The organism is Faecalibacillus sp. MSK20_93, assembly GCF_020589945.1.
Lineage (GTDB): Bacteria > Bacillota_I > Bacilli_A > Erysipelotrichales > Coprobacillaceae > Faecalibacillus > Faecalibacillus intestinalis.
In genome coordinates, this window is sequence record NZ_JAJDKA010000004.1 from 77,300 (window position 1) to 102,647 (window position 25,348).

A 25,348-nucleotide genomic window follows, 5' to 3' on the forward strand; every position below is an offset into this window, starting at 1 on the left:
CCTCCTATAAACTAAAATCATCTAAAGATTCTAAAATATCATCATAACTATCTTGATTGTCATTATAGTATTGATTCCATTTTTCTTGCGACCATATTTCACCATGGTTTCCTGCCCCAATAATGACACATTCTTTTTCTAAGTGTGCTAAAGTGCGTAAATTTGTAGGAATGTTAATTCTTCCTAATTTATCAAATTCGCACTCACATGCACTTGAAATGGTAAAACGAATCGCTTTTCGAACTTCTTTTTTATTAGAAGGTAAAGAAAGGAGTTTCGCACAAAACGGATCCCATTCTTCTTTTGTATAAAAAGCAAGGCATCCATCAAATCCACGGGCAACATAAACAGAGCCTTGACATTGATTCCTAATTTTAGATGGAATCGTCAAGCGTCCTTTTGCATCAATTGAATGCTTAAATTCACCCATGAACATCACTATCACCCACTTTTTACCACTTTTATATTCACTTTTACCACTTTATACCACCATTATATACTTTTTAAATCACTTGTTCAATAAATAGATGTGAATAAAATATAGAAGTTCACATTTCTTGTGAACTAAAAAAAGGTAAAAAAAAATCACCCTTTGGGTGATCTTCTTATTTTACTTTTACACCTTTGTAAGTTCCACAATGTTTACAAACTCTATGAGACATTTTGTATTCTCCACATTCTGGACATACAACTAAAGTTGGTGCAGATAATTTATCATGTGTTCTTCTTTTATTTCTTCTTGTACTAGAAACTCTTCTAAATGGTACTGCCATCTTTATATCCTCCTATTGTTTAAAATAATCTTTCAATTTTGCTAACCTTGGATCAATGTATTCTTCATCATTATCCTCTTGACCATCGAGTATCTTCCAACCCTTACCTGATTCCTTGATGTTAGCATCATCTTTTACGACCCTCATGGGCACTTCTAACATGATATTTGAAAATACGACAGGCGTAAAATCAACAACATCTTTCTTTGCTTCATGAACGTCTTCAAGCGGATCAGGCTTTTCAAATGAAAATACTTCCGTCGAATCGATATCAAATGGATAATCAACATCTTCCAACGTTAACGCACACGGAAGAATCATTGTTCCCTTAATATTTAAATCAACATATAATCGTTTATCTCTTGTATCAAGATTCCCGGTACCTGAGACGATGACGTCTTTAAGGCCGTTAATATGGGCATACTTTTCAAACATTTCACATGGAAAAGTTATTTCTTCTTCAAAATCAAATGTTCCTTTGTGTTTAATAATCCACTGCAAACTATACTTCATATTAATCACCTTTCCATAACCGCAAAATCTATTATATAGAAACTCACATCATAAGTCAATCTAAAAATGGCCTAAAACAACATTTTTCACTTTTTAATGAAGTTCTTCTCCATTATAACAAAAACTTTAACTAAATCAACACTATTTTAAATCATTTTTTCAACATCATTTAAAACATCTTTATTTTGCATAATTTTAATCAATTTATCAATCTTTCTTTGATCTAAAGATTGATTTGTTACTTTTGCAACCGTTTGAATAAAATCTCTCATATCTTTTTCATTATTCAAATCTTTCTTTTGTAAATCGTTTGCTAATTTAAAAATATCTTCTTTTTTCACATTTGTTTTTTTAGATACACGATCTACAAGTAAATCTTTATCTTTCATAATATCACCACTATATACTATGAAAAAAATAAATAAATGTTAAAAAAAGAGACTTAGTCTCTTTTTCTACAAATGATATGAATTGGTGTTCCTTCAAACCCAAATGCTTCTCTTAATCTATTTTCTAAGTAACGTTTATAACTAAAGTGTAAATATTGTGGATCATTTGAAAATAAAACAAATGTCGGTGGGCAAACTGCTACTTGATTAGCATAGAAGATTTTTAATCTTCCACCATTAAATGTCGTTGTTGGATTCATTAATTGTGCATCCACTAAAACATCATTTAAAACGCTCGTTTGCACTCGTTTTCTTGAATTTTCATAAGATTCTTGAATTAATGGGAAAATTTGATCCACTCTTTGACCTGTTTTAGCTGAAGTAAAAACAATACGTGCATAATCTAAATATTTAAATTGTTCATAAATTTCTTTTTGTTTCTTTTGCATTGTTTTTTCATCTTTATCAACTAGGTCCCACTTATTATAAACAATGACAACGCCTTTACCTGCTTCATGGGCATATCCAGCAACATGCTTATCTTGTTCTCTAATTCCTGTTTCACCATCAATAACAACAAGAATAACATCACTTTTTTCAATTGATGTCAAAGCTCTTAAAATTGAATATTTTTCAATATTTTCATAAACTTTACCTTTTTTTCTCATTCCCGCTGTATCTACAACACGATATTTTTGTCCATCTTTCACAAAAGGTGTATCAATGGCATCACGTGTTGTTCCTTCAATATTAGAAACAATAACACGTTCTTCCCCTAAAATAGCATTTGTAAGAGATGATTTACCAACATTTGGTCTTCCAATAATTGAAAAACTGATTTCATCTTCATTAGTTTCTTCATCTTGTAAATCTAATTGATTAATAATTTGATCTAATAAATCTCCAATTCCAATCCCATGTGAACCAGAAACAGGAATAGGATCACCAACACCTAATGCATAAAATTCATATATATAATCTCTAAATTGATTATCATCAATTTTATTAACAACTAAAATAATTGGTTTTCTTGATTTTTGTAAAAGACGTGCTACATACTCATCTTCTTTAGTAATACCTTCTCGACCATTAACAACAAATACAATAACATCTGCTTCTTCAATTGCAATTTCTGCTTGCATTTTAATTTGTGTTGTAAAAGAAGCATTTTCTAATTCAATACCTCCTGTATCAATTACACTAAACTCTTTTGTAAGCCATGAAGCTTTAGCATAGATACGGTCTCTTGTTACACCTGCAACATCTTCAACAATTGAAATTCTTTCTCCAACCATACGGTTAAAGATTGTTGATTTTCCAACATTAGCACGACCAACAATTGCAACTACACCTGCCATATTATTCCTCCCTTGTTTTATTAATTAAAGTTAACACTTGATCAACAACTTCTTTTAACGTCATATTCGACGTATCAAGTTCAATTGCATCATCCGCTTTTTTAAGTGGCGAAATAGCACGATGCATATCTTGATAATCTCTTTGTTCAATTTCTTTTTTGATTGTTTCTAAATCAGCCTCTAAGCCTCTTTTTTTATTTTCTAAATAACGTCTCTTCGCACGTGTTTCTACACTTGCTATTTGATAAATTTTTAAATCTGCATGTGGTAAAACAACTGTTCCAATATCTCTTCCATCCAAAATAACATTCCCAGTTTCAGCCATTTTTCTTTGCTCATCAACTAAAAATGTTCTTACCGCTTGATATTTAGAAACACAGCTAGCTCCAAGTGAAACTTCATCTGTTCTAATTTGAAGGCTAACATCTTCATCATTTAAATAAACTTTATTATCAGCTGTAAGACGTATTTGAATATTTGAAATTGCTTGTTCAACAGCTTGTTCATCATTTAAGTCAATGTGATTTTTTATACAATAAAATGCAACAGATCGATACATTGCACCCGTATCAATATAAATGAAATTTTCCTTTTTAGCAACCATTTTTGCAATTGTACTTTTTCCTGCAGCACTAGGCCCATCTATTGCAATTGAAATTTTTTTCTTCATAAAATAAACACCCTCCTAAAAAAACTAAGGTCTTCCTTAGTTAAAAAAAACTTTGATATAAGATAACTCCAAGTAAAGCAATGAAAATAATGACTAAAATAACAATAATGACATTCATAACCTTAACAACTTTACTTTCACCTTTATTTTCAATAATCTCTTCTTCATCTTCAATAAAAGTATCATTTTCTTCAATATCTTCTACTGGATTTTCTTCTATCGTTTCAACGATTTCTTTCGTTTCTGTTATTTCTTCAGCTTGTTTTTCTTCTACTTCTTCAGATTCTTGTTGTAAAAATTCTTCTGCTTTTTTCACATCTTCTTCTGGTGACATCGCAGCTAATTTTTCCATAAAAGTCATTTTTTCTTTTGGCTCTTCTTCAACTTTATTATTTACAAACATTCCTTTAGCAAATTCTTGTGTGGCATAGCTTTCAACTGAATCTATCTTAATTGTATTTTTTTCAGGTTCTCTAATTTTACTTAAAATATCCATTCTTGTATTATATTGATCTTGTTTACCAACACTTTCTTTCGCACTTTTAAGAGCTTTATCAAGTTCAGCTGAACCTTCTTCTCTCATTTGTTCAAATGTTTTAGTTTCTGTTAAAGTATCTTCTAAATTTACTTCTTTTTCTTCTTTATCCTTTTTCATAAATGACAAAAAATCATCATCGTCACCATCATTTTGAACTGGTTCTACATACTTTTCTTTAGAAATGCCAACTTCTTCCTTAAGTCCATCTCTTAATTCTTGGTATTTTTTTACTCTTGAATACGTCATTTTCCCACCATCCCTCGCCATTATAACATAATAATCACTATAAAAAAATAAAAGAAGCCTAAGCTTCTTTAATATATTTACTTTTAAATCTTTTTTCAACCGGTCTTACAAGATAATAAACAATTCCTGTAATAATTCCTTTAATAAAATTAAAAGGAAAATAAATAATAAAAATAGCTTGTCCATAAGGTGATAAAAAAGATAAAAATTTCGGAATTGAAATATTTGAACCATATTGTTGATTAAATGCTTGAATATCAACCGCAAAAGGTAGATTTGTATACCATGTCGGTTTTTGCATTAAATAAGTAGGTGTCACAAAGAAATAATTGATGACAAACATAATAAAAGCAAAAACAAGCATCGTTAAAACCATATCTAAAAAATAATTCTTTAAATTCTTTTCTGGATCAATTTTTCGAGCAAGCAATGAATATGTTACACAAATTGATAACGATGCAATCAATGCTGCAATTTGCCCAATAGCCATTGGTCCAACAGGTCCTTTAAATAAAATTGAAACAAAAAACTTACAAATACAAACAAATAAAGCTGGAACAAATCCTAAAGTTGAAATAGCCACCAATACGACAATTTCTGATAAATCAAGATTTAACCAAGGAGCAAAGGGATAAGGAATCTCAATGAGATTTAAAATCATCCCAAGTGCAGCCAGCATTGCTGCTAAAACCATTTTTTGTGTCTTAGTACTTTCCATAATAGTTCTCCTTTAAAATAAAAAATATCATGAAAATACTAATCTCCATGACTAAAAACATTATCTAAAAAAATGTCTTTCTTCCATCTAGACTCTCACTATCGGTAAAGGAATTGCACCTTTTCTGCATCTGCTCGTGGACTATCACCACCGGTCGGGAATTTCACCCTGCCCTGAAGACTTTCTTTTCATATATATATTAGCACTTCAAAAAAAAAAAATCAAATCATATGATTTCTTTAATCGTAAGGTTTATATTCAACTGTTTTCTTTTTAAAATCAATAAACAATTGAAAAGCCTTTCGATCTTCATCTTCATCCCAAATTTCCACAAACTCAGGAGTCACTTCGATCAAAATTTCACTATCAACGTGAGAATAAGCATTATAACTTTGCCATAAATACTCTTTATATTTCTTTTCAAAAACTCTTCCTGGTTCATCAACGACCAATCCTTTATTAACAGCAATCCCTTCAACTTGTGTTCCATTAAAACACATTGCAACACGATTATTTTTAAACAACTGCTGTGTCTTTCTAAAGTTCTTATCTGTCTTAAAATAGATTTTATCATTATAAAAAAGACAACTGACATTTCTCACCATCGGATAATTATCCTCGCAACTGGCAAGTGCCATAATTTTCCAATCTCCCATTTTTTGTTCCATAATTTTTTTAGCTTCTAAAAATTCCATCTTATTTCCTCCCTATATAATTCCTTGATATCCTAAAACAAATAAAATCATTGTCACTAAAACAACACCTACGACAAAGACATAACCTTTATAAACACTTCCTTGTCGATTTGATTTTTCAACCAAATGACTTCTTCTTAATATTTGAACCACTGGTTTATATAAGAAAAAGACAATGGCAGCATTCATCGTTGCTTTAATTAAATTAAAAGGTAATATTCCTGGAAGCAACATTGGTACAATAGCACTTCTTGGCATTCCATAATAAATAGGTGTAATGATATAATTCCAAATAAGCATAGATATTGTTGTACACATAACACCTAGAACAAGTCCTAAAATAGCTCCTTTTTGATTATGTACTTTTTTATATACAAAAGCAGCCATACAAGCAAAAGAACACGTTGAAACCATATTCATCAAGACATCTAAAATATTGCCTCCCTTTAACATGATTTCAAAAATCGAACAAATAAAACTCATTAATAATGATGTCATTGGTCCATAAATAAATCCGCCAATAACAATTAAAATATCCTTGGGATCATACCTTAAAAAAGATACCGCTGGAACAATTGGAAATGAAATAAATACATTAACGATCATTGCCATGGCACAAAGCATCCCTACTGTTGTTATTTTCTTTGTACTCATTTTATATACCTCCTTTAACAAAGAAAACGCACCTAAAATAATCTTCTAGGTACGTTTTTGTATATAAAAGTATTACAAAAAACACTTCTTTCATCCAGACTATAACTGTTGCTACTGGAATTTCACCAGTTCGGCCATCTTTAGCTCGCGGAGTTTACCGCCAGTAGAGAATTTCACTCTGCCCTGAAGTATTATTTTATTGCTTCTTTATTATATAATAATTTTTCTTATTTTTAAAGGTCTATCAAACCATAATGTTTTAATGCATAGGCAATACCTTCATCATCCACATCTTTTGTCACAAAATCAGCAATGCTTTTTAACTCATCTCCCGCATTTCCCATAGCTACGGCAAGAGAGACATGTTGCAACATTTGCATGTCATTTCCCCCATCACCAAAAGCCATCGTATCTTTTAAATCAAGACCATAATATTCTAAAAATTTATCAATTCCTAATTGTTTTGTTCCACCTATTGGTGAAATATCACAAAAAGTTGGATGCCATCTTGCTGAAATACAATGAGGCATATGACTTAAGATTTCTTTTTCTTCATTTTCATCAACAAAACACATAATTTGATAAATCGATTTATCAATGACATGACTACAATCTCCGGCAGGATGATCATCATTATGAGTAATAGCATGAATTGCATCAACACGCTCATCACGATAGTTGAAGTATTTTGTATTTTCTTCTGTAAAGCCACAAGGAACTTGATGATCTTTTAAATAATCTAATAAAGCTTGTAGATCTTCTTTTTTGATTGTATTTGAATAAATAATTTGATTATTTGTATAACAATATTGTCCATTTAACGTAATATAACCATCAAAAGGAAAATCATTTAAAACATCTAATCCATCTTTTCCTCTTCCTGTTGCTATAAAAAGCTTGATTCCCTTTTCTTTTAACTTATATAAAGCATCAAATGTAGATTTAGGAATCTGATGATTTTTAAAACTGACAAGTGTTCCATCGATATCAAAAAAAATTGCTTTTACCATATTATATACCTATATCTTTCATATTTTTTAAACGTTCTAAATAGCGTTCAATACGTTTTAATTCTTCACCGCTTACTCTTTTAGCAGAATAATAATATTCAACAGAACTTTCCAAATTTTCTAATTCAATATTTTTCATTAAATAATTAATTGTTCCTCTATTACCATCTAATAAATGGACATGCGGTAATAATTGATGAAAACTATCTTTAAAATAATTAAAATGTGTACATCCTAAAACAAGAGAACCGTACTCTTTAAAATCAAATTTCGAAAGTGCCTCTTTTAAATAAGCAAGTACTTCATCACTATTAAACTCTTGTTTTTCAGCAAAGCGGACAAGTTTTGGTAAAGCAACCAAATCAACTAAATGATCTTTATCAACTCTTTCTACCAAGTCCAACATCTTTTTACCTTTAACTGTAATTGGTGTCGCACACACCAATACCTTTTGATTTCCATATAAATCAACTGCTTTTTTTACTGCAGGTTCCATTCCAATGATAGGAATATCATATTTTTTTCTCATCAAAGCAACTGCTGCACTGGTTGCTGTATTACAAGCAATGACAATGGCCTTACAATCATGATCAATCATAAATTGAATAATTTCATCTACATAGCCAATGATCTCTTCTCTTGTTTTTTCCCCATAAGGAACATGTTTTTCATCAGCATAATATATAAATTGTTCATGAGGTAAAAGTTGCATTGCTTCATATAATACTGATAAGCCACCTATTCCTGAATCAAAAATACCTATTTTCATATAATTCCTCTTTCAATCATTCTACATTAATTATAAAAAAAGATATTGCGTTAAGCAATATCTATTTTTCTTGAAGCGTAACTTCAATCGTTTTTTCTGTGCCACTACGATTAACAACAACTTTTACTTTATCTCCTGCTTTATGCGAGTAAAGTGCTGTTAAGAACGATTTATAAGTAGTAATATCTTTACCATCTAATTTAACAATAACATCACCTTGTTGGATTCCAGCTTTACTTGCAGCACCATCACTTGTTACTTTAACAACATAGATACCTTCATCAACAGATACTTTAACACCATATCTTTGAAGTTCATATGAAGAATAATCATTTAAAGAAACACCTGAAATACCGATAACTGGATGAGATACTTTACCATTTGTACGAATTTGTTCTGCAACTGTAATAACATCATTAATAGGGATAGCAAATCCCATACCTTCAACGCTTTCATCAGAGAACTTCATGTTCGTAATACCTACAAGTTCACCTTTCATATTAACAAGCGCTCCACCACTATTACCTGGGTTGATAGCTGCATCTGTTTGGATAACATTCATATCCCAATCATCAACATTATCATCATTTAAATCAACAGAAACTGTACGATCTGTTGCTGAAACAATACCTTGAGTAACAGTTCCTGAATATTGAATTCCTAATGGTGAACCAATCGCTAAAACTGTTTCTCCTTTATCTAATAAATCAGAATCTCCTAAATCAATAACACTTACATCAAAGCTTGGTTGACATCTTAAAATAGCGACATCACTATATTCATCACTACCTACAACTTCTGCATCTACATATTCATTATTTGAAAATACAACTTGTATTTTGTTTGCACCATCAATAACATGGTGATTCGTAATAATATAGGTATATTTACCAGTTTGATCATAAACGACCCCACTACCACTTCCAGATTGTGTTTCACTCGAAGAACTTGAATTATCACCAAATCCAAAAGCATTATTTGTTGTATTTTTATAAACAACAACTCCTACAACACTATCACTCGCTTTTTCTACAACACTTGTTGTATCTGTTTTAACATCATAATTGACTTGTTTTACAGTTTCTTTATTTGTAACGGTCGTTGTACTATCATTCGATGATGACATCATATTATAAAAAACATAGCCATTCATTACAAAGGAACAGACAATAGCAACTACTAATAAAATTTTTACTATTTTTTTCCATTTCTTTTCTTTAGTTTTATCTTCATCAACTAATATAAAATTATTGTTATTATCTTCGTTCATAATATTTCCTCCTTTTGATGCTATTATCATAAAAAATAAATATGTCTAAATTATATCCTCATTGTGGGAAACTTTGGGATTTATAGGCAACTTGACAGTAAAAGTCGAACCTATCCCTAAAGTACTTTCAACATCGATCGTTCCTTGATTCAATTCGACGATTTTTTTAACAATACTTAAACCAAGTCCCGTTGATATCTTTGAACTTCTTGATTTATCTACTTGATAAAAACGATCATAAATATAATTCAGCTTATTTTTAGGTATACCCATTCCTTCATCTTGTACACTTAAAACAAACATATTATTTTCTTTTTTAGTTTTAATTGTAATAACACCATCATTAGAGTATTTAATTGCATTAGAAATAAAATTACTTAAAATTGTTTTAACCGTTGAATAATCTAAAATAACAGGTTTTTCTATTTTATTATGATAAATAAGAGAAATATGTTTTTCTTTAGCCATTGGCTCAAATAAATCAATACTTTCTTTAACAACAGCTTTGACATCTAATTCTTTAAAATCCAATTTAACTCTTGTTTGATCTAATCGTGATAATTCTAAAATATCATTAATGATATTTTGCATACGATAACTTTCTTTCAACAAGATATCCATAAACTCTTGAAATATTTCTGGTGAATCTAAACCATCCCTTTTTAATATTTCTACACTTCCAATAATAGCTGACATCGGTGTTTTAAGTTCATGAGAAACATCTGACAAAAATTGTTTTTGCATATCTTCAATTTCTTTCATTTTAGAAACGTCTGTAAATAAAACAATCGTTCCATCAAAAATAAGATGTTCTTTATCAGAAAAAACAGGTGAAGATTCTACTTGATAATATCTCGACTGTATTTTTACAACCGACGATAATGGTCTTTCAAAAACATAGCATTGATCTACTAAATCAAGCATCTCACCTACAAATATATCTTTATAATATCTTCCTTTTAAATGTGGTATTTCAAAGCCTTTTCTAAAACTTTGATTGGTAAAAGCTATTTTCCCTTCTTTATCAATAAATAACATCGGTAAATTCATTGATCGAATCAGTTGACTTAATATCTTTTCATGATATTTATTTTCAATTTCTACTTCCTTTATTTCATTATCCTTTTCTCTTTGAAAAAAGCGTCCCATTCGTTGATAATGACTTTCTAATTGATAAGCATTGATTGCACATACAAAGATAAAAAGAAGCATGATATAAAGACTGTAAGCCTTATTAAAATAACAAAGTAATAAAGCAACAACTCCCATCAATACAACTTTCAAATAACTTTTAGTCATCTTTTTTCACCAACTTATATCCAACTCCCCTTACAGATTTAAAAGAAACTCGACTTTCTTTTAACTTTCCTTTTAATTTAAAAACATGAACATCAACAATACGTGTATCTCCATCATATTGAAATCCCCATATAGACTGTAATAAAGTTTCTCGGGAAACAGCTTCTTTAGGATGTTCCATAAACATTTTTAATAAATCATATTCTACTTTTGTTAGAACAATAACATGATCATCAATTGTCACTTCTCGATTTTTAGTATTCATCATAACATCTTCAAATTTAATTTCATCTAAAAAATGTTTATGATGTCTTCTTAAATGAGCTTCAATTCGCGCTATTAAAACTGTTGATTGAAATGGTTTTGTTAAATAATCATCTGCTCCTGCTTCTAATCCTTTAATAATATCTTCTTGTTCACTGCGTGCCGTTAATAAAATAAGTGGTTTAACATAATCATTTTGTCTTACTTCTTTAATAATAGAGACACCATCTTTATATGGAAGCATCCAATCAATCAAAACAAGATCATAATCATTTTCTAAAATCTTCGAAACAGCCTCTTTTCCATCATATAAACTATCTACTAAATAACCTTTTTTTCTAAGTTCATAGGCAAGTATCTTATTGATGGACATATCATCTTCAATTAATAATATATTATTCATTATTCCCATCGTATCTTTCTATTATTCTTTGAACAACAGGGTGTCTTACGACATCCATCGCTGATAAATGAATAAATGAAATCCCTTTGACCCCTTCTAAAATATCTAATGCACGAATAAGTCCAGAAGTTGTATTTCTTGGTAAATCGATTTGTGAAATATCTCCTGTTACAATCATTTTTGATCTGAATCCTAAACGTGTTAAAAACATTTTCATTTGATTATCTGTTGTATTTTGCGCTTCATCTAAAATAACATAAGCATCTTCTAAAGTACGACCTCTCATATAAGCAAGAGGTGCAATTTCAATAACACCTTTTTCCATAAGCTTTTCAGTTTGTTCAACACCTAACATATCGTATAAAGCATCATATAAAGGGCGTAAATAAGGATCTACTTTTTCTTTTAAATCTCCTGGTAAAAATCCCAAATTTTCTCCTGCCTCAACAGCTGGTCTTGTTAAAATTATTTTTTTAACTTCATTATTTTTTAAAGCTGCTACTGCAAAAACAACAGCTAAATAAGTTTTTCCTGTTCCCGCAGGTCCTATTCCAAAAACCACATCATTATTTTTTAAAGCATAATAATAACTCTTTTGTCCTAATGTTTTAGGATAAATAAGTTTTCCATTATATGTTCTAGCTATTTTTATATGATAAAGTTCAGATAATTGATCCAACTTATCTTTTTCTACAAGTTTTTGAGCATAAATAACATCTCTTCTTGAAATAGAAACCCCTGAAACAATCAGTTTTAACAAAGAATAAATGACTTTTTTAGTTTTTTCAATTTGTTGTTGACTTCCAACAATTGACATTTCATCTCCTCTTAAAGAAATTTCAACTTGAAAATGATCTTCTAAAACTTCTAAATTTTCATCTTTTACTCCAGATAAATTAACAAGTTGTTCAATGTTATAAGCTTCTAACTTAACAATTTCTTTCATGAATCCTCCCTAATTGCAATATTCTCTATAAAAACATATTGCATCTTTAATACATATTTCTTCTTTATTATATCATATGATAGTACTTTTTCCCTGTCAATTTTTACATTCTTTGGTAATTGACTTCTTATTTTAAAAAGCAAATACGCAAATATATCTTTATCTTTAACATTTGATGACGAAGCCTCTATATATTGATAAGTATAAGCTTCTACACTTCCTAAAGTGGGAATCATTTTTATTTGTTGTTTCGTATCTTCAATTTGATGTGAAATCAAAACATCTCCTTTTTTTACATACTGATTCACTTTAACTAAAACATTTCCTTGCTTGACATCCAATTGACGAATAACCCCATCTTTTTTAGCGATATAATCTTGATATTTTAAGACCGTCTTTTGATTATGACTAGCGGGTGTATATTCAACATGTAAAACACTTCCCTTTTGATAAACATTTAAATAATCAATTTCGCTTTGATATTTTCTTTTTAAATGATCATAAAGTTTATTGATTTGAGGATAAGTCAATTTAGGATGCATCATTTGTATTTGTTTATTGAGGTCTTTTTGAAGTTGATTGTTCACGATAGAAAGAGAGCCTGTTATTTTATAGTCATAAATATAATGTGGTAAAATAAAAAGTGTGCTTATAAAAGCAAGTGTAAAAATGATTTGTGGAAATTTAAAGATAAGAAATAAATAATGAAGTAGGCCTATACTTTTTTGAATAGGTAAATGCATAGAAGATGTGATATATCTTTGATAAATAGGAACGTAAAATGAATAACGTAATGCATCAAGTTGATGTAAATGAAAAAGTGTGAGCTGATGTTTTTTGGTTTCTTTTAAAAATGAAACAATATCATTTGTTTCAATAACAATATAATCATAGCCTAAATTCATGAAAATATAATTGATGTAAACTCACCCATTAACATAATTTCATCTTGACTATAGTAACGTATTTCAATATTTTTTCCTTTTATTGAAATAATTTGTTGATTCATTTTACATTCAAAAATCGTTGATTCTAATGTAATAATCAACTGATAATGTTTAATTAAAATTCTATTTTTTTGTATACAAAGCATTCTATCACCTATTATAAGCTATGATATTTCCTTTTCATTATGTATAGAATTTTATGGTTCGATCTTTTTATAACATCAAAAAAGTCAACTTGTAATGTTGACTTTACTTATTTTGATCTTTTCTTCTTAATAATTCATTTCGATAAACAACGAGATCTTTATAAATATCACTTAATGTTGAAAAAACCCATTCTACTCTTTCATCAGGAATACGATTTCTATAAATAGAATCTAATTCATGATGAAATTGTTCATGAACTTTCAAAGCTTCTTTTCCTTGATCTGTTAATCTTAAGTAATAAATACGTTGGTCTTGAGTAGATTTTTCTTTAATAAGAAAACCTTTTTCTACAATTTTTTTAACAGCTGTCGTAAGAGTTCCAAGTGTTACATTCAAATGATTCGCAACAGCTGACATTGAGGGACTTGATTCTTTATCAACAGCTTCTAAAACATGCATTTCAGACATCGAAAGTTGTTTAAAAGGTCCTTGTTTTAAATATAATTCCTGTATATCCATCGCAATATTAAAAACATCAACAACTGTTTCTATCGTATCTACTCTTTGTGTCATCTTTTTCTCCTTATTACTCTTCGTATTTTCTAATATATTGATAACCAATACCACCAATACCCATATGAGCTCCAACTACAGCTGGTAATTCTCTTACAAGTATTTCACATTCTCCAATTTGTTCAATCAATTTTTGTTTCATTTCTAATGCTAGTTCTTCATTTAAAACATGTTCGATTGCAAAAACATAATTCTTATTGTTAACCTTACATTCATTGACCATGTGATCAATAATTTTTAAATTTGCTTTTTTAGTCGTTCTTACTTTACCAAAACTATCAATTTTACCACCTAAACTATAGTTTAATTTCATAATTGGTACAATTTTTAAAAGTCCAGCTAACGCTGCAACAGCAGGAGTAATACGTCCTCCCTTTTTTAAATGATCTAAATTAGGAACCATAATAATCGTTGCTGAATCTTCTACAAGTTTTTCTAGAATATCTTTTATTTCTTCTGGTGATTTTCCCTCACGAGCAAGTTTTGCTGCAACTTCTACAAGATATTTTTGATTACTCGCTGTTCCTTTTGTATCCACTAATGTTACTGGCATTTCTAACATATCACACGCAAGCTTCATTCCATTCATGGTTGAAGAAAGTCCTGTAGCGATAGGTAAACCAATAACATGACTATATCCTTGATCTTTGATTTTTTGAACTGCTTCTTGCAGTGAACCTGTTGATGGTTGAGAAGTCATCACCATAATATCGTCTTTTTCCATACGTTTAAAAACATCTATACTATGAATTTCAATATCATCTAAATAACTTTTACCTTCCATAGTGATTGTTAGTGGTGCAATAAATATTCCTTCATTTTCTCTTGAATCTACAGGAATTTGACATCCACTATCCGCTAATATAGCAATTTTTTCCATACTCTCCACCTCTTCCTCATATAATATAACAAATTATGGATTATTTTTAAAGTTTTATGTTATCATAAAAGTCGGAAGGTGAAAAAATGAAATCTATTGAAAAAATAACTGAACACACATTAGTCATTAAAAAATCAGAGTTTATTTGTACGCTCATTCCTTTAAATGATGAAGAAAAAATCAATGAAACTATTGATTATTATAAAGAAAAATATAAAGATGCTACACATAATTGTGTTGCCTATCTTGTAGGTACAAAAGAAAGAGCCAATGATGATGGAGAACCATCAGGTACTGCAGGTCTTCCAATGCTCAATGTTTTAAAAAAACAAGAACTCAGTAATATCATTGCAATTGTTACAAGATATTTTGGAGGCATTAAATTAGGAGCTGGAGGTTTAACACGCGCCTATAGTCAAGCTGTGGCTGACGCTTTAAAAGAAGCTAATATTGTTGAAAAACATTTAATCGATGTCTATGACGTTTCTCTTGATTATAGTTTTACTAAAAAATTTGAGCATCTATTAAAAGTAAATGACATTGATTGTATAAATAAAGAATACGATGAACAAGTCACTTATCGTCTTTATATTGATGATTTGTCTTTCTTTGATACAATTCAAGATTTAACAAGTAATCGTTACAGTAAAGAATTTATAAAAAAAGAATATGTTCCTGTAAAATAAATATGTATTTAGCCTGTTGACAAAACAATTTTGTTGACAGGCCTTTATTGTATAAGAAACAATTATTCAATGGACTATCCGTCCATTGAAAGAAGAAAAAAGGAAAGATAAAACAATAAAAAAAGAAGAAGGAACATTGTCGTAAAAACAGATGTTGATGGTGTCTGTTGTCTCTTCAGTATCGAACACCAAAGTACGATCGATAAGAATATGGTGATTCGATATGGCAACTATGAAATGACGGAGTATTTAAAACAATTAAAAAACAAAAAACTTAAAAGATTAGTTCCTCAAGTTATGATTGTTTTTTATACAGGAGATAAGAAATGGAATACCCCTTTAGAATTAAATGATTACTTTGATATACCAGAAGAATTAAAAGAATATGTTAATGATTGGAAAATCAAAGCTGTCGATGTCAAAGAAATAGATACCAGTAAGATCAAAGATGAACAAACAAGAAGCCATCCAAGAGATGTATAAAGGAAACTATGAGGGATTACATCGAAGAATAAAGATGAATAGAGATAACTTTATTTATGCAGCCATCATTACAGGAAGTTTAGATTTAATTAGAGACTTACCAGAAGGAGATGAAATCGATATGTGTGAAGGAATGAAAAGAAGGCGAAAAACGAGAAAAGAAAACAGTATTATCATTATTGAAAGTAAAATTAGGAAATGTACCAAATCAACTCGAACAAGCAATACCAAATAGTTCAATTGAAAAACTTAATACATTAACACTTTCAATTTTTGCTATCACAAACGAAGATGACGTTTTAAAAATCATTAATTAATAAGTTAATATATAAACAAGAAAAAGCAAGGCATTTTATTTGGCTTGCTTTTTTTATAAAAAAGAAAAGTACGGTTTTGTCGTACTTTTCTTTCGTTTATTTTTTTGATAACGTTTCAATAAACTCATTTAAACGATTAAGCCATTGATCATGTTTATTAATTTTAATTGTTATTTTATTATCTAAAGATTTAAAGGCTGGCTTTGTAAAAAGTTGATTAGCAAGCAAGAATAATTTATCACCTGAAATTGTTTCAAAAGCATTTGGTGAAAAGATAATTTCTAGTTGTTTACCAGAATCTTTAATATCTTCAATAATAGAATAATGTGAAAGAATTTCAAGTTTTCTCTTTTCAATCAATGTTAAAATAGCTTCCGGTAAATTTCCATAATAATCATCAAATTCCGCTTTTAAACTATTAAGTTCACTCATTGTTTTTGCTTTATCTAATCTTTGATACAATTCAAGTTTTTCATAATCACTTTCTACATAGTCATCAGGAATATAACCATCTACACTCACATTTAAGTTTTTAACTTCTTCTTCAGGCTTTTCATCTTTATGCATTCTTACATTGATGGCATCTTGTAAGATCTTCATATACATTTCAAAACCAATATCATCAATAAACCCAGCTTGTTTACCCCCAAGAATATCTCCTGAACCACGAATTGATAAATCACGCATGGCAATTTTATAACCACTACCAAGTTCAGTAAATTCTTTAATCGCTTTTAAACGTTTTAATGCATCATCTTGAATAGACTTATCTTTTTTATAAAGAAGATAAGCATAAGCGCCTCTTTCACTACGACCTACACGTCCTCTAATTTGATAAAGTTGGGCTAAACCAAATTTATCAGCATCTTCAACAATCATCGTATTGGCATTAGGAATATCAATTCCTGTTTCAATAATTGTTGTACAAATAAGAACATTAAATTCTTTATTCATAAAACGAAGCATAACATCTTCTAGTTCATTTTTATCCATTTGGCCATGTCCTATAGCTACTTTTGCATTAGGAACAGTAGAAGAAATTTTATAAGCTACATTAGCGATTTGATCTGTTCGATTATAAAGATAGAAAACTTGTCCATCCCTAGCGAGTTCTCTTTCAATAACTTGTTTAATTAACGTATTATTTTTTTCAACAACATAAGTTTGTACAGGTAATCTATTTTTAGGTGGTGTATCGATTTTCGATAATCCTCTAATTCCCATTAAAGACATTTGTAATGTACGAGGAATTGGTGTAGCTGAAAGAGAAAGAACATCAATGGTTTCACGGTATTCTTTGATTTTTTCTTTTTGTTTAACACCAAAACGTTGTTCTTCATCGATAACAAGTAACCCTAAATCATTAAACGCGACATCTTTTGATAAAATACGATGTGTTCCTATTAATAAATCAATTTTACCCTCTTTAACTTCTTTTAAAATACGTTTCTTTTCTTTAGATGAAGTAAAACGATTGAGTAAAGCAATTTCTACAGGGAAATTTTTAAAACGTTCGGTGGCTGTTTTAAAATGTTGCATTGATAAAATAGTTGTTGGACAAAGAAAAGCTACTTGTTTATGATCTAAAATTGCTTTAAAAGCACCACGTAAGGCCACTTCAGTTTTACCAAAACCAACATCTCCACATAAAAGACGATCCATTGGTTGAGGTTTTTCCATATCCAATTTAATCTCATCAACACTTCTTTGTTGATCAGTAGTTAAAGCATAACCAAATTGATTTTCAAAATCGATTTGTAATTCATTATCCTTAGAAAAAGCAAACCCTGGTGAAGACATTCTTTTAGCATATAATTCTATTAATCGATCAGCAATATCATCAATTTTATTTTTAGCCTTTTGTTTAGCTTTTGTCCATTTGCTACTTCCAAGAGCATGGATCATTGGTACTTTACCATCAGCACTTGCATACTTACGAATCATTTTAAATTGTTCAACTGGAATATAAAGCGTATCATCTCCAGCATAAGCCACATATAAATAATCTTTATGATATCCTTTAACATCAAGTGTTTTAATTCCTAAATATTGCCCTATTCCATAGCTATCATGAACAACATAATCACCAACATTTAATTCTTGGAAGTTACGTAATGTTTTAGCATCTTTAAATCTAAAATATTTTGTTTTAGAAACATTGACTTCTCCAAATAATTCATAGGCTGTTAAAATAACTACTTTTTCTTCAATAAGTTCTAATCCTGATGCAAGTTTTCCTACATAAAGATTAATACCTGGATAAATTACTTCATCAATTCCTACAAGTGTATATTTCATTTCATGCCGATCAAAAAGTTCCACCATCAATTGAAGTTGATGTTTATTTTCTAGAGAAATTAAAATTTGACTATTCTTTAAATAATCATTGATTTGTTGGATGACACGTTTTTCATCATCTCGATTAAACATCACATCGTGACTTAAAAAGACAACATCATCTTTATTTGTTGCAAAAGTATTAATAGCTTGATAGTTATCTTTAATAATGCTATCAAAGTCTTGATAAAGTTGATTATCTTTTAAAAAGCGTCCACTTTGGCTTAATTCTTGATAATAATAGAAGTTTTCTGAAATATAGTTTTTGATTTGAAAATGAATATCTTCTTCTTGACATAAAATAGTAATTGGATCATCTAAATAATCTTTAATACTCGTCACATTTTTAAAGAGATGATAATACGCATATTGACTACTATCTGTAGCATGTGCTTTTAAGTTTTCAATATCGATCATGATTTTTTCTTCAAAATCATCTTTAAATAAATCATCCATCTTTTGATATTGTTCTTCAAAAGAATCTTTGATTTGTGTAACAACTGAACCTACTTCTTGATCTAAATAAAGAAGATCGGTAGCTGGAATAATTTCAATTTCATCCACTTTTTCAATCGTTCTTTGTGTTTTTTCATCAAAAAATTTAATATAATCAATTTCATCATCAAAGAAATCGATACGAATAGGATGGTCATATTGCATTGAAAAAATATCAACGACTCCCCCACGTTTAGAAAAATAGAAAGGTTGATCAACACGTGTTGTATGCATATAACCTGCTTGCACTAAAAATCTTTGTAAATCATAAACATCAATATGATCTCCTACTTTTAAAGTCATACAGTTTTTCTTAAAAACATCAACACTTGGAACATATCGCATCACACTATGACCATGACTGATCAAAAGATGTGGACCAGGTCGTGTAAGTTGATACATCGTTCCTAATCTTTGTCCTAATAATTCTCCTGAAGCGGCCAAACTTTCAATACGATAAGATTCATCTACAGGAAAATAAAGGGCTTCATCAATCATTTGAGAAACTTGTTTATAAAGAAGATTAGCTTCATATTGGTTTGATTTAACAATCAGCATATCTTTTTTTAAAGTCAAAAATGTGCTAGCAATCAGTAGCGCTTCGCTGTTGGAAGAATTGACAACGATATTTTGTTTATTCAATAAAGCATTAAATGCTTTATTATCTTTTAATAAATGTAGTATCTTTTTCATATGTGCCTCTAATTAAAACGATTCATTGCATGGTTAAATCCATGATCCAAATAATCAATGACTGCATCACTGGCATTTTCAATCCCTTGATTGATAGCATCTTGTTCATCTTTTGTAAAACGTGATAAAACATAATCAACAACTTTTATATATTTACTACGATCAATACCTACACGAATACGATTAAAATTTTGACTTCCAGTATGCAAGATAATATTTTTAATACCATTATGACCACCAGCACTACCACTTTGTCTTAAACGAAGCTTTCCTACTGGCATATCTAAATCATCATAAATAACTAAGATATCTTCTTGATTGATTTTAAAGAAATCCATAACTTGTCTAACAGATTCTCCAGATAAATTCATATAAGTTTGTGGTTTTAATAAAATCACATCTTCACCTTTATATTTACTTTTTCCATAAAGTCCTTTAAATTTGTTTTGTGTCATTTCAATATTTAATTTTTCACTTAAACGATCTAATACCATAAATCCTGTATTATGTCTTGTATTTTCATATTCTTTTCCAGGATTACCTAAACCAATAATTAATTTCATTTTTTACCTCTTTAATCCAAATATTTTCATCGAAATAGGAGCTAAATATGTGCGTGATTCATGATCATTATAAATCACTTCATATTCATCCATATCATTTATTTCAAAATCATAATACGAAGGATTAAAATATGCAACAATCTCTTGATATTTTCCTTTATTTTGTTTCACACAATATCTTAAAATACGATAATCAAAATGATTTGTACTTACATATTCATTTACTTCTTGAATTGTCTCATACTTAAATCCACCATTTTCTTTTCTAAGTTGAATCATTTGTTTAAGAGTTTCAATATCCTCTTGATTTTCATCAACTAAAGACCAATTGATTGCATTAATATGATCTAATGTATTATACGTATTTCCAAGTCCATCTTTACTACGATAGAACTCTTGACCACAATGAATAAAAGGAATTCCTTGTGATAAAATAAGCGCAACATTCAACATCAATTGTCTTTTCTTACGAGTTTCAAGTGGTTCATCTCCATTACTAATTGCAAATTTATCAAATGTTGTCGCATTATCATGACATTCAACATAATTAATACTTTGATCAACATAGCTGTAGCGATTTGTATTTTTCATACATTCACCACCAATTTCACAATTATACATATTCCCCGCAAAATAACCTTTATCCTTTAAAGCAGAATCTCCACTTCCACCCTTTAAAGTTTCACGATAATAATCATTAAAGAAGCCAATATTTAACATCTTACGATGATTATCTTGCATTCCTTTTTCATGATCATCCATAGCTGTAGGCATATTCCATCCTTCGCCATACATAATAAAACTATCATCTATTTTTGAAGCTTGATCATAAACTTGATTTAAGGTTTCAATATCAATAATACCCATTAAATCAAATCTAAAACCATCTACTCCATAAAGTTTTTGCCAACGCAAACACATATCTTTAATATATCGTCTTACCATTTGATGTCTTGATTCCAAATCATTTCCACACCAAGAACCATTAGACATTTCTCCGTATTGATTCTTTCTAAAATAATACCCCGGTACTGTTCTTTCAAACGCACTTGTATAATAATCATACATATGATTATAAACAACATCCATCACCACTCTTAAACCTTTTTGATGAAGTGTTGAAACCATATGACGACATTCTTTAACTCGCGAATAACCATCTTGAGGATCTAAAGCATAACTTCCTTCAGGAACATTGTATTGAATTGGATTATAACCCCAGTTATACATCACTGTAGGATGAAGTTCATCTACTGTCGCAAAATCATACATTGGCATGATTTGAACATGAGTGACACCTAAATCTACAAGATAATCAAACCCTGCTTTATTACCTTGTGGTGTAACTAAACCACTTTCTACTAAAGACATAAAAGTCCCTGGATGTGTTGCGTTAATTGTCTTAGACATAGTAAAATCACGAACACTTAATTCATAAATGATCGCTTCTGTTTTTCTTTTCATATGTTGTAAGTTTTCTAAATAAAGTGGTTCATTGATTTTATCAACATCAATGACAATATTACTATTACTATTAGCATTAGAAGCATAAGCATAAAGATCTAATGTTTCATGAAAACTTTTATGATGACGAATCAAATAATTATATTCTTGATTATCCAAATCTCCTTGGATCGTTACTTCAAAAACCCCTTTTTCTTTTCTTTCCATTTGATAAGCTTCATTTCCTACTTTAACCATGACTTCTAAAGCCGTAGGCGCCCATACTTTGAAAGTTGTCTTTTCTTTTTGATAAAGAGGTCCTAATTTTCCATCATAATAAAATAATTCATCAAAATCATCCAATTCAGAAAGTCTTACATATTGTAAAATAGCACTTAAACCATAATTATCTACCATCTCATAATGATGCGTTAAATCAATATGAACATTTTTAAAATAATATTTAACACAAATATCATCTTCACATGTTTCAGCAACAGGAATTTCTACAAGTGTTTCTTTATTTAAATCTCTCAAATAAAGTTTTGGAGAAATTCCCCCATAATATTTTTTTGAAAGCCTTACTTCTATTTTATTTAGCTCTATTAAATTGGCGAGCATACGTATTTTGCCTTTTTCCATTTTTAATCACCTAATCGTATTATACGCAAAATATATATTTTATTCAAACATCTTCTTTTTTGCTTTGATATTCAAATTTTATGATATAATACCCTCGGTGATATAAATGAAAGTTGGTTTAGTATTAGAAGGTGGCGCTATGCGTGGTTTATACACAGCGGGTGTCATCGATACATTTTTAAAAGAAAAGATTGATGTTGATACAATTATTGGTGTTTCAGCAGGAGCTTTATTTGGAATGAATTATAAATCAAAACAAATAGGACGTGTTTTGAGATATAATAAAGCTTACGTTGGAAATAAAGATTATATGGGTGTTTATTCTTTTTTAAAAACAGGAAATGTCATGAATGAAGAATTTTGTTTTGAAAAATTGATTGATGATTTAGATCCAATTGATTATCAAAGTTATCAAGAATCTCCTGTTGATTTTTATGCCGTTGTGACAAATTTACAAACAGGAAAAGCAGAATATAAGTTGTTGGATACTTTAGATAATTATGATCAAGTTGAATATTTAAGAGCATCAGGTTCAATGCCTTTTGTATCTCATATCATTCAAGTCAATGGTCATGAATATTTAGATGGTGGCTGTAGTGACAGTATTCCTATTAAAAAAATGTTAGAGATGGATGTTGATAAAATCATTGTCGTTTTAACAAGACCCTTAGATTATCGTAAAAAGCCATCCAATAAACATCTTAATAAACTCTTTTATCATCAATATCCTCATTTTGTAGAAACCTTAAATAATCGTTATTTAAATTATAATGCGTCTTTAGATTTGATTACAAAATTAGAAAAAGAAAAGAAGATTTTTGTTTTAAGACCTAGTCAACTCATCCCTATTGGACGACTTGAAAAAGACAAAGAAGTCATTCAACAAATGTATGACTTAGGTGTAAGTGATTGTAATAATCAATTAAAAAACTTAAAAAAATACTTAAGAGGCTAAATTAGCCTCTTATTAATTGGTATTTAATTAAAAGTTCTTTAATTTCATCTGGTGAAACACATCCATTTTCACCTAGATGAATTGCTGATTTCGTTTTACCATGAAAATCACTTCCACAAGTATATAATAAATCTAGCTCTTTAGCTTTTTGATAAAAATAATCATTGGTTTCAAGACTATGATAGCTTGAAAAGCATTCAACTCCTTGAAGTCCTTTTTCTACCATTTCATTGAAAATGTCAAACTTTCCTTTTAAATTATTTCCCGGATGTGCTAATACAGCCACTCCCCCATGATCATTAATTAATTGAATTGTTTTTTCTAATGAAGGAAAAATAACTTCTGTATAACAAGGTTTTCCTTGAGCATAATAATCCCAATAGAAATTAACATAGGGATTATCACTACGACTTCCGCCACTTCGATAAGGTTTTAAAAGTTCATGATCTACATATCTTTCATCCTTTAACAAAGCTTCACCAAACATTTCTCCAGTATAAACCCCATTACTACTTAAGGCATCTAATTGTTCTTTTTTTAAATCAAAACCTAATTGATTGGTAAGTTCTAATTTTTTTAAACTACAGTTAAGTTCTTGTTTTAAAATATCTTCTCCCAATTGATTAAATGCTGGGTTTGTATAATCGATTCCATAGCCTAAAACATGTAAATTGATTCCTTTATAAGTACAATCAATTTCAATAGCAGGAATATATTTTATCTTTAATTCTTCTGCTTTCTTTTTGGCTTCATAAATGGCTTTGACCCAGTTATGATCAGCAATCGCCATAATTTTCACCCCTGCTTCATGACACATTTCTACAAGTTGAGTAGGTGTAAATTCTCCATCATCGCTGTATAAACTATGCATATGTAAATCAATATAACTTTTATTCATTATTCATCCCTCTTATCATTTGATTCTTTCCTATTTGAAAAAGTCCTTCTTTAATTAATTTATATAGTTGATTAATTTTAATTATTTGAGGTTGATGTTTTAAAGGAATCGTTGGTAAAGATATTTGTATGTCTTTTAAAACATCACCACAAATACCAATAGCTTCTGGATTTAAGACACAACATAAAGTAACAATCTGTTTTTCTAATAATTCTTGAGGAGCATCTTTTAATAAACGCTCTTGTTTTGACACTCCCCATGTCTAAAGACAGGGGATTCTTGCTACCTGCCAACATTGTTGGCTGACCAGTTCATTTCTGATAGGTCGCAGTGCAAGATAGGGGTATGCCATTACCCTTCCTAGAGCAGAACCTATAGTTCTCTAGGCAGTATATCTGTTACCAATATACTCAGTTGAGTTGCATATATTTATAGCTCCTAGCAGATCCCTATGCGTATGAAATCCACATCTGCACGTATATTTTCTGTCATTTGCATGATGAACACTTCCACATATTGGACAGATCTGACTTGTATATGCTGGATCTACATACTCAACTTTTATGCCTGCAAGTTTTGCTTTGTATTCTATAAACTGTGCAAGTCTATAGAATGACCATGTATGCAGGCTATGATTGTTTTTTCGACTTGTTCTTGTCGTAGAGCGTATGTTTTGAAGTCGCTCTAATTTGATTACGGATACGTCATGAGTTTTTGCTGTATTTACGATTTCACGACTTAGCTTATGATCTATATCTTTCATGATACGTTGTT

At 29.6% G+C, this 25,348-nt stretch carries 31 protein-coding genes and 2 riboswitches; of the genes, 5 read left to right on the forward strand and 26 right to left on the reverse strand.

From position 1 onward, the window contains the following. Positions 1-4: 4 nt before the first annotated feature. From mraZ to LJD34_RS02575, 20 genes are all read right to left on the reverse strand, one after another. Positions 5-430: a division/cell wall cluster transcriptional repressor MraZ gene (gene mraZ / locus LJD34_RS02480; protein ID WP_022002949.1), complete on the reverse strand. Its 426-nt coding sequence runs from the start codon at positions 428-430 to the stop codon at positions 5-7. A 175-nt stretch (positions 431-605) separates the two neighbouring features. After that, positions 606-773 carry a 50S ribosomal protein L32 gene (gene rpmF, locus LJD34_RS02485; protein WP_022002950.1) on the reverse strand — a complete coding sequence of 56 codons (168 nt, stop codon included), beginning with the start codon at positions 771-773 and terminating at the stop codon, positions 606-608. 12 nt (positions 774-785) lie between these two features. Next, positions 786-1,286 (reverse strand): YceD family protein, encoded by a 501-nt coding sequence (locus LJD34_RS02490; protein ID WP_022002951.1) that lies wholly within the window; start codon positions 1,284-1,286, stop codon positions 786-788. Positions 1,287-1,432: 146 nt separating this feature from the next. After that, positions 1,433-1,675, reverse strand: a complete 243-nt coding sequence (locus tag LJD34_RS02495) for a stage VI sporulation protein F (RefSeq protein WP_117346626.1) — start codon at positions 1,673-1,675, stop codon at positions 1,433-1,435. A gap of 53 nt (positions 1,676-1,728) precedes the next feature. After that, complete coding sequence (der, locus tag LJD34_RS02500) at positions 1,729-3,033, reverse strand: ribosome biogenesis GTPase Der (RefSeq protein ID WP_022002953.1); 1,305 nt, start codon at positions 3,031-3,033, stop codon at positions 1,729-1,731. 1 nt (position 3,034) lies between these two features. Next, positions 3,035-3,703, reverse strand: coding sequence for a (d)CMP kinase (gene cmk, locus LJD34_RS02505; protein WP_227359106.1), 669 nt, complete (start codon positions 3,701-3,703; stop codon positions 3,035-3,037). A 40-nt stretch (positions 3,704-3,743) separates the two neighbouring features. Beyond that, complete coding sequence (locus LJD34_RS02510; protein ID WP_227359107.1) at positions 3,744-4,487, reverse strand: hypothetical protein; 744 nt, start codon at positions 4,485-4,487, stop codon at positions 3,744-3,746. Between the two features lie 58 nt (positions 4,488-4,545). Continuing rightward, the gene (locus LJD34_RS02515; protein ID WP_227359108.1) at positions 4,546-5,205 is read right to left on the reverse strand and encodes a Gx transporter family protein; all 660 of its coding nucleotides are present in this window, start codon (positions 5,203-5,205) and stop codon (positions 4,546-4,548) included. Positions 5,206-5,275: 70 nt separating this feature from the next. Beyond that, positions 5,276-5,390, reverse strand: a riboswitch (FMN riboswitch). Between the two features lie 54 nt (positions 5,391-5,444). After that, on the reverse strand, positions 5,445-5,900 hold the full coding sequence (locus LJD34_RS02520) for a pyridoxamine 5'-phosphate oxidase family protein (protein ID WP_147579498.1): 456 nt from the start codon (positions 5,898-5,900) through the stop codon (positions 5,445-5,447). Positions 5,901-5,912: 12 nt separating this feature from the next. Continuing rightward, positions 5,913-6,554, reverse strand: a complete 642-nt coding sequence (locus LJD34_RS02525; RefSeq protein ID WP_147579497.1) for an ECF transporter S component — start codon at positions 6,552-6,554, stop codon at positions 5,913-5,915. A gap of 78 nt (positions 6,555-6,632) precedes the next feature. Next, positions 6,633-6,749: riboswitch (FMN riboswitch) on the reverse strand. A 38-nt stretch (positions 6,750-6,787) separates the two neighbouring features. After that, the gene (locus LJD34_RS02530) at positions 6,788-7,564 is read right to left on the reverse strand and encodes a Cof-type HAD-IIB family hydrolase (protein WP_032090569.1); all 777 of its coding nucleotides are present in this window, start codon (positions 7,562-7,564) and stop codon (positions 6,788-6,790) included. 1 nt (position 7,565) lies between these two features. Beyond that, a complete protein-coding gene (gene murI, locus LJD34_RS02535; protein ID WP_022002960.1) occupies positions 7,566-8,333 on the reverse strand; it encodes a glutamate racemase in 768 nt (255 codons plus the stop codon). A gap of 61 nt (positions 8,334-8,394) precedes the next feature. Further along, entirely contained in the window at positions 8,395-9,603 is a 1,209-nt protein-coding gene (locus LJD34_RS02540) for a S1C family serine protease (RefSeq protein WP_227359109.1), read from the reverse strand. A gap of 45 nt (positions 9,604-9,648) precedes the next feature. Further along, the gene (locus tag LJD34_RS02545) at positions 9,649-10,902 is read right to left on the reverse strand and encodes a sensor histidine kinase (RefSeq protein WP_119363725.1); all 1,254 of its coding nucleotides are present in this window, start codon (positions 10,900-10,902) and stop codon (positions 9,649-9,651) included. Then, complete coding sequence (locus LJD34_RS02550; RefSeq protein WP_119364352.1) at positions 10,895-11,569, reverse strand: response regulator transcription factor; 675 nt, start codon at positions 11,567-11,569, stop codon at positions 10,895-10,897. The genes LJD34_RS02545 and LJD34_RS02550 overlap by 8 nt, the downstream gene beginning before the upstream one ends. After that, the gene (locus tag LJD34_RS02555) at positions 11,562-12,515 is read right to left on the reverse strand and encodes a PhoH family protein (protein ID WP_022002964.1); all 954 of its coding nucleotides are present in this window, start codon (positions 12,513-12,515) and stop codon (positions 11,562-11,564) included. Before LJD34_RS02555 ends, LJD34_RS02550 begins: the two co-directional genes overlap by 8 nt. Then, complete coding sequence (locus LJD34_RS02560; RefSeq protein WP_227359110.1) at positions 12,512-13,420, reverse strand: sporulation protein YqfD; 909 nt, start codon at positions 13,418-13,420, stop codon at positions 12,512-12,514. Before LJD34_RS02560 ends, LJD34_RS02555 begins: the two co-directional genes overlap by 4 nt. Further along, on the reverse strand, positions 13,417-13,608 hold the full coding sequence (locus LJD34_RS02565; protein WP_022002966.1) for a YabP/YqfC family sporulation protein: 192 nt from the start codon (positions 13,606-13,608) through the stop codon (positions 13,417-13,419). Before LJD34_RS02565 ends, LJD34_RS02560 begins: the two co-directional genes overlap by 4 nt. Before the next feature lie 103 nt (positions 13,609-13,711). Next, positions 13,712-14,182 carry a MarR family winged helix-turn-helix transcriptional regulator gene (locus LJD34_RS02570; RefSeq protein WP_175301590.1) on the reverse strand — a complete coding sequence of 157 codons (471 nt, stop codon included), beginning with the start codon at positions 14,180-14,182 and terminating at the stop codon, positions 13,712-13,714. Between the two features lie 13 nt (positions 14,183-14,195). Beyond that, positions 14,196-15,062 (reverse strand): DegV family protein, encoded by an 867-nt coding sequence (locus LJD34_RS02575; protein ID WP_227359111.1) that lies wholly within the window; start codon positions 15,060-15,062, stop codon positions 14,196-14,198. An 86-nt stretch (positions 15,063-15,148) separates the two neighbouring features. On the opposite strand from LJD34_RS02575, the gene LJD34_RS02580 reads away from it, so the two are divergent. From LJD34_RS02580 to LJD34_RS16700, 4 genes are all read left to right on the forward strand, one after another. Continuing rightward, positions 15,149-15,748, forward strand: a complete 600-nt coding sequence (locus LJD34_RS02580) for a YigZ family protein (protein ID WP_032090574.1) — start codon at positions 15,149-15,151, stop codon at positions 15,746-15,748. 213 nt (positions 15,749-15,961) lie between these two features. Further along, positions 15,962-16,231 (forward strand): Rpn family recombination-promoting nuclease/putative transposase, encoded by a 270-nt coding sequence (locus tag LJD34_RS02585; RefSeq protein ID WP_317990151.1) that lies wholly within the window; start codon positions 15,962-15,964, stop codon positions 16,229-16,231. After that, entirely contained in the window at positions 16,197-16,466 is a 270-nt protein-coding gene (locus tag LJD34_RS02590; RefSeq protein ID WP_227359121.1) for a hypothetical protein, read from the forward strand. Before LJD34_RS02585 ends, LJD34_RS02590 begins: the two co-directional genes overlap by 35 nt. Continuing rightward, positions 16,411-16,548, forward strand: coding sequence for a hypothetical protein (locus LJD34_RS16700; RefSeq protein ID WP_227359112.1), 138 nt, complete (start codon positions 16,411-16,413; stop codon positions 16,546-16,548). The genes LJD34_RS02590 and LJD34_RS16700 overlap by 56 nt, the downstream gene beginning before the upstream one ends. 96 nt (positions 16,549-16,644) lie before the next feature. On the opposite strand, the gene mfd is transcribed toward LJD34_RS16700, so the two are convergent. Genes mfd through pulA form a run of 3 tightly spaced genes read right to left on the reverse strand, consistent with a single transcriptional unit; the run spans position 16,645 to position 22,721 of the window. Then, positions 16,645-20,073 (reverse strand): transcription-repair coupling factor, encoded by a 3,429-nt coding sequence (gene mfd / locus LJD34_RS02600; protein WP_227359113.1) that lies wholly within the window; start codon positions 20,071-20,073, stop codon positions 16,645-16,647. 8 nt (positions 20,074-20,081) lie between these two features. Then, positions 20,082-20,636 (reverse strand): aminoacyl-tRNA hydrolase, encoded by a 555-nt coding sequence (pth, locus tag LJD34_RS02605; RefSeq protein WP_117481910.1) that lies wholly within the window; start codon positions 20,634-20,636, stop codon positions 20,082-20,084. 3 nt (positions 20,637-20,639) lie between these two features. Then, on the reverse strand, positions 20,640-22,721 hold the full coding sequence (gene pulA, locus LJD34_RS02610; protein ID WP_227359114.1) for a type I pullulanase: 2,082 nt from the start codon (positions 22,719-22,721) through the stop codon (positions 20,640-20,642). Positions 22,722-22,827: 106 nt separating this feature from the next. Here pulA and LJD34_RS02615 point away from each other — a divergent pair, with 106 nt between their 5' ends. Then, positions 22,828-23,676: a patatin family protein gene (locus LJD34_RS02615; protein WP_227359115.1), complete on the forward strand. Its 849-nt coding sequence runs from the start codon at positions 22,828-22,830 to the stop codon at positions 23,674-23,676. Between the two features lies 1 nt (position 23,677). Here the strand turns inward: LJD34_RS02615 and LJD34_RS02620 are convergent, their stop codons facing one another. The 3 genes from LJD34_RS02620 to LJD34_RS02630 all read right to left on the reverse strand — a co-directional run bounded on the left by LJD34_RS02620 (position 23,678) and on the right by LJD34_RS02630 (position 25,337). Beyond that, a complete protein-coding gene (locus LJD34_RS02620; RefSeq protein WP_227359116.1) occupies positions 23,678-24,574 on the reverse strand; it encodes a PHP domain-containing protein in 897 nt (298 codons plus the stop codon). Next, on the reverse strand, positions 24,567-24,827 hold the full coding sequence (locus LJD34_RS02625) for a hypothetical protein (protein WP_227359117.1): 261 nt from the start codon (positions 24,825-24,827) through the stop codon (positions 24,567-24,569). Before LJD34_RS02625 ends, LJD34_RS02620 begins: the two co-directional genes overlap by 8 nt. Positions 24,828-24,956: 129 nt before the next feature. After that, complete coding sequence (locus tag LJD34_RS02630; protein ID WP_227359120.1) at positions 24,957-25,337, reverse strand: RNA-guided endonuclease TnpB family protein; 381 nt, start codon at positions 25,335-25,337, stop codon at positions 24,957-24,959. Positions 25,338-25,348: the final 11 nt, after the last annotated feature.

Bases quoted from the DNA above. Each gene is read 5' to 3' on its own strand.
- LJD34_RS02490 (WP_022002951.1), bottom strand. From the start codon at position 1,286: ATGAAGTATAGTTTGCAGTGGATTATTAAACACAAAGGAACATTTGAT.
- pulA (WP_227359114.1), bottom strand. From the start codon at position 22,721: ATGGAAAAAGGCAAAATACGTATGCTCGCCAATTTAATAGAGCTAAAT.
- LJD34_RS02615 (WP_227359115.1), top strand. From the start codon at position 22,828: ATGAAAGTTGGTTTAGTATTAGAAGGTGGCGCTATGCGTGGTTTATAC.
- LJD34_RS02510 (WP_227359107.1), bottom strand. From the start codon at position 4,487: ATGACGTATTCAAGAGTAAAAAAATACCAAGAATTAAGAGATGGACTT.
- LJD34_RS02630 (WP_227359120.1), bottom strand. From the start codon at position 25,337: ATGAAAGATATAGATCATAAGCTAAGTCGTGAAATCGTAAATACAGCA.
- LJD34_RS02550 (WP_119364352.1), bottom strand. From the start codon at position 11,569: ATGAATAATATATTATTAATTGAAGATGATATGTCCATCAATAAGATA.
- LJD34_RS02580 (WP_032090574.1), top strand. From the start codon at position 15,149: ATGAAATCTATTGAAAAAATAACTGAACACACATTAGTCATTAAAAAA.
- LJD34_RS02495 (WP_117346626.1), bottom strand. From the start codon at position 1,675: ATGAAAGATAAAGATTTACTTGTAGATCGTGTATCTAAAAAAACAAAT.
- LJD34_RS02555 (WP_022002964.1), bottom strand. From the start codon at position 12,515: ATGAAAGAAATTGTTAAGTTAGAAGCTTATAACATTGAACAACTTGTT.
- LJD34_RS02575 (WP_227359111.1), bottom strand. From the start codon at position 15,062: ATGGAAAAAATTGCTATATTAGCGGATAGTGGATGTCAAATTCCTGTA.
- LJD34_RS02525 (WP_147579497.1), bottom strand. From the start codon at position 6,554: ATGAGTACAAAGAAAATAACAACAGTAGGGATGCTTTGTGCCATGGCA.
- LJD34_RS02570 (WP_175301590.1), bottom strand. From the start codon at position 14,182: ATGACACAAAGAGTAGATACGATAGAAACAGTTGTTGATGTTTTTAAT.
- LJD34_RS02515 (WP_227359108.1), bottom strand. From the start codon at position 5,205: ATGGAAAGTACTAAGACACAAAAAATGGTTTTAGCAGCAATGCTGGCT.
- pth (WP_117481910.1), bottom strand. From the start codon at position 20,636: ATGAAATTAATTATTGGTTTAGGTAATCCTGGAAAAGAATATGAAAAT.
- LJD34_RS02560 (WP_227359110.1), bottom strand. From the start codon at position 13,420: ATGAATTTAGGCTATGATTATATTGTTATTGAAACAAATGATATTGTT.
- murI (WP_022002960.1), bottom strand. From the start codon at position 8,333: ATGAAAATAGGTATTTTTGATTCAGGAATAGGTGGCTTATCAGTATTA.
- LJD34_RS02545 (WP_119363725.1), bottom strand. From the start codon at position 10,902: ATGACTAAAAGTTATTTGAAAGTTGTATTGATGGGAGTTGTTGCTTTA.
- rpmF (WP_022002950.1), bottom strand. From the start codon at position 773: ATGGCAGTACCATTTAGAAGAGTTTCTAGTACAAGAAGAAATAAAAGA.
- mraZ (WP_022002949.1), bottom strand. From the start codon at position 430: ATGGGTGAATTTAAGCATTCAATTGATGCAAAAGGACGCTTGACGATT.
- LJD34_RS02620 (WP_227359116.1), bottom strand. From the start codon at position 24,574: ATGAATAAAAGTTATATTGATTTACATATGCATAGTTTATACAGCGAT.
- LJD34_RS02540 (WP_227359109.1), bottom strand. From the start codon at position 9,603: ATGAACGAAGATAATAACAATAATTTTATATTAGTTGATGAAGATAAA.
- cmk (WP_227359106.1), bottom strand. From the start codon at position 3,703: ATGAAGAAAAAAATTTCAATTGCAATAGATGGGCCTAGTGCTGCAGGA.
- LJD34_RS02520 (WP_147579498.1), bottom strand. From the start codon at position 5,900: ATGGAATTTTTAGAAGCTAAAAAAATTATGGAACAAAAAATGGGAGAT.
- mfd (WP_227359113.1), bottom strand. From the start codon at position 20,073: ATGAAAAAGATACTACATTTATTAAAAGATAATAAAGCATTTAATGCT.
- der (WP_022002953.1), bottom strand. From the start codon at position 3,033: ATGGCAGGTGTAGTTGCAATTGTTGGTCGTGCTAATGTTGGAAAATCA.
- LJD34_RS02530 (WP_032090569.1), bottom strand. From the start codon at position 7,564: ATGGTAAAAGCAATTTTTTTTGATATCGATGGAACACTTGTCAGTTTT.
- LJD34_RS02565 (WP_022002966.1), bottom strand. From the start codon at position 13,608: ATGCTTTGTATACAAAAAAATAGAATTTTAATTAAACATTATCAGTTG.
- LJD34_RS02590 (WP_227359121.1), top strand. From the start codon at position 16,197: ATGAACAAACAAGAAGCCATCCAAGAGATGTATAAAGGAAACTATGAG.